This is a genomic window from Lactobacillus sp. HBUAS51381 (assembly GCF_012641095.1).
Lineage (GTDB): Bacteria > Bacillota > Bacilli > Lactobacillales > Lactobacillaceae > Levilactobacillus.
In genome coordinates this window covers 1-1,358 of the sequence record NZ_JAAVSC010000075.1, presented here as the reverse complement: position 1 = coordinate 1,358, position 1,358 = coordinate 1, and the positions used below count along the sequence as shown (strand labels likewise).

The window sequence follows — 1,358 nt, the reverse complement described above, 5'->3', positions numbered from 1 at the left end:
CGCTTAAAGCATGGAAGAGATGGCCCGCCCTCAAAAACCGAGGACGGGCCATCTCTTTTTAATTTACAATTCAATACGGTCAGTTACTCGGTGCTTACAATAGATCTCCCTCACCTTCGATCAAACCTGGCGGGTGCTGTTGGACACTGCCTCGCCAATCATCGGCGACGATCGCACATCCGTCGCGAACAAGCGTCAAATTTTTCCGAAAAAAAACGACAAGCGCTGATTAATTCAACGCTTGTCACATCTTTATGAAGACCGAACATGTTCTTAATGATACCGGAGGTGGGGTTCGAACCCACACGACCTCAACGGTCACTGGATTTTGAGTCCAGCGCGTCTGCCAGTTCCGCCACTCCGGCAAAAAATAACTGATTGGATACACCCAGTCAAAGGTGGTAATCGGATTCGAACCGACGATGAAGGTTTTGCAGACCTCTGCCTTACCACTTGGCTATACCACCATAATCGCCTATCCAATCTGACTGGACCAGCTGAAATACTTCAAGATGCCCCAATCTAGGGCGGTATGTGGGAATCGAACCCACGCGTGCCGGAACCACAATCCGGTGTGTTAACCCCTTCACCAATACCGCCATCACATTACAAACAGGGATAGTAGGAGTTGAACCCACATCGACGGTTTTGGAGACCGTTGTTCTACCATTGAACTATATCCCTATAATGATGGTGGGGAGTGGATTCGAACCACCGAACCCGAAGGAGCGGATTTACAGTCCGCCGCGTTTAGCCAGACTTCGCTACCCCACCATAAATGGCGCGGGACGGAATCGAACCGCCGACACATGGAGCTTCAATCCATTGCTCTACCAACTGAGCTACCGAGCCATACCATCATGTAATATGTTTGTTGTGTATTAAATTGTTAATAACATAACAACGGTCCGTACGAGACTCGAACTCGTGATCTCCTGCGTGACAGGCAGGCGTCCTAAACCAACTAGACCAACGGACCATAATGTATTATGTTATATGGAGGATACAGGGCTCGAACCTGTGACCCTCTGCTTGTAAGGCAGACGCTCTCCCAACTGAGCTAATCCTCCAAAATGACCCGTACGGGATTCGAACCCATGTTACCGCCGTGAAAGGGCGGTGTCTTAAACCACTTGACCAACGGGTCATACTTATGAAACGGAGAGTGAGGGATTCGAACCCTCGAAACAGGTTAGTACCCGTTTACAGCATTTCCAATGCTGCTCCTTCAGCCACTCGGACAACTCTCCATTATTAAGCTCCGGCAGGCGGGCTCGAACCGTCGACAACCTGATTAACAGTCAGGTGCTCTACCAACTGAGCTATGCCGGAATAATCGCGTGGCAACGTCCTATCCT

Annotated in this window: 11 tRNA genes; all 11 read right to left on the bottom strand. The window is 49.8% G+C overall.

The features are described 5' to 3' along the window. Window positions 1–280: 280 nt before the first annotated feature. Window positions 281–365: transfer RNA gene (locus HEQ50_RS12555), tRNA-Leu, on the bottom strand. 31 nt (window positions 366–396) lie between these two features. Beyond that, window positions 397–467 (bottom strand) — tRNA-Cys (locus HEQ50_RS12550). A gap of 59 nt (window positions 468–526) precedes the next feature. After that, window positions 527–599: transfer RNA gene (locus HEQ50_RS12545), tRNA-His, on the bottom strand. A 14-nt stretch (window positions 600–613) separates the two neighbouring features. Beyond that, a tRNA-Trp gene (locus HEQ50_RS12540) sits at window positions 614–684 on the bottom strand. Window positions 685–691: 7 nt separating this feature from the next. After that, window positions 692–774 (bottom strand) — tRNA-Tyr (locus HEQ50_RS12535). A 5-nt stretch (window positions 775–779) separates the two neighbouring features. Continuing rightward, window positions 780–852: transfer RNA gene (locus HEQ50_RS12530), tRNA-Phe, on the bottom strand. Window positions 853–904: 52 nt separating this feature from the next. After that, window positions 905–979: transfer RNA gene (locus HEQ50_RS12525), tRNA-Asp, on the bottom strand. 18 nt (window positions 980–997) lie between these two features. Further along, window positions 998–1,070, bottom strand: a tRNA-Val gene (locus tag HEQ50_RS12520). Between the two features lie 4 nt (window positions 1,071–1,074). Continuing rightward, window positions 1,075–1,147 (bottom strand) — tRNA-Glu (locus HEQ50_RS12515). 12 nt (window positions 1,148–1,159) lie between these two features. Beyond that, window positions 1,160–1,250, bottom strand: a tRNA-Ser gene (locus HEQ50_RS12510). 9 nt (window positions 1,251–1,259) lie between these two features. Beyond that, window positions 1,260–1,332: transfer RNA gene (locus HEQ50_RS12505), tRNA-Asn, on the bottom strand. Between the last annotated feature and the right edge of the window lie 26 nt (window positions 1,333–1,358).